This is a genomic window from Vibrio sp. M260112, from assembly GCF_036533775.1.
Classification (GTDB): Bacteria; Pseudomonadota; Gammaproteobacteria; order Enterobacterales; family Vibrionaceae; genus Vibrio.
On sequence record NZ_JATABH010000178.1, the window covers coordinates 1 to 1,063 of the forward strand.

Annotated in this window: 1 protein-coding gene; it reads right to left on the reverse strand. The window is 46.4% G+C overall.

Annotation, left to right across the window (positions count from 1 at the left end; genetic code table 11):
* Nucleotides 1-11: 11 nt before the first annotated feature.
* The gene (locus QTN95_RS20915) at nucleotides 12-956 is read right to left on the reverse strand and encodes a transposase (protein ID WP_331418886.1); all 945 of its coding nucleotides are present in this window, start codon (nucleotides 954-956) and stop codon (nucleotides 12-14) included.
* Nucleotides 957-1,063 lie beyond the last annotated feature (107 nt).

The following is a 1,063-nucleotide window of genomic DNA, read 5'->3' on the forward strand; positions in this document are numbered from 1 at the left end:
GAGGGATCCCCTCATAAATCCGCCAGTGCATAGCCATCTTTTAAGAGCTGCTCAGCTAGAGCCATGGCCGTTGCTAAGAGGTGTTGAGTAGTAATCTCGTAGTCTGGTCGCCTGAGGACTTCCATACCTAATCGAACGGTAGACAGGACATTTCGATTTCTGACTGTATTCGCTTGAAAGTGCCTATCCCACCCTTGTTGCTGTGCATGTATTCCTACCAGCCAAAACATGAGTTGCAGCATTAAAGCTATCAGCAAAATAATATCGAACCTTTTGGGGCAACTAGTGCGGCTTTGACGTAGGCCTAATCCGTAAGCGGGACTCTTTAAGTCTCGGAAGGTTTCCTCTATCTGCATGCGCTTTGCGTAAAGCCTCACCAACTGCTTGGGAGTACGAGCCGCCGTTAGCGCTATTTGGCAGTTGATGGCATTGCTTTGGGTCAGCTTTTGGTAACCAAGACTTTTGGCTCTGCTAGAGGCTTTGCTATGTAACTTACTGACTGGCTGCCAATTTTCGGCACCGAGTTCAGCAAATTGTACTTTACCTCTTACTCGACTCAGCCAGTACCATCCGTGCTCTTCAACAGACTTGTACCATGGCACTTTAAATCCAGCATCACTGATAATGAGTGGGGTCACAGAGGAAGGTAAAATGCTCGCCAGGTCAGAGACGAGAACCACTGGCATGGGGTTACCCGCACAGATAAAGCTAGCATGCCAACGATAAACGGCAAGTCTCTCTTGATGCAGGTGGTGGTTACCTAAAAGACGATCCATCCGCTTTATATTGTGCTTAGTTCTAGCTTGGCAAGGTAAGTTGCGACCAAGTTCGGTGAGCGTAAGGGTTTTGCTATCAAGCAATGCTCGGCAAGCTAGCATTAAGCCATTAAGTCGCTTTAAGTGCAGTTCAGGGCAGAATTGGTAGAGAGAATCATGTAAGATATTGAGTTCGCGCATCTTGTTGTTTGGTTGTTGTTTTTTGGCGAAACCATTTGATCACATGACAAGATGTGCATCTACCTTAACTTGATGATTTTTATCTAAATCATCAGGGGATTCCTCAG

What these genes read in the sequence shown, in the direction of transcription:
- QTN95_RS20915 (WP_331418886.1), bottom strand. Translation starts at nt 956, where the DNA reads ATGCGCGAACTCAATATCTTACATGATTCTCTCTACCAATTCTGCCCT.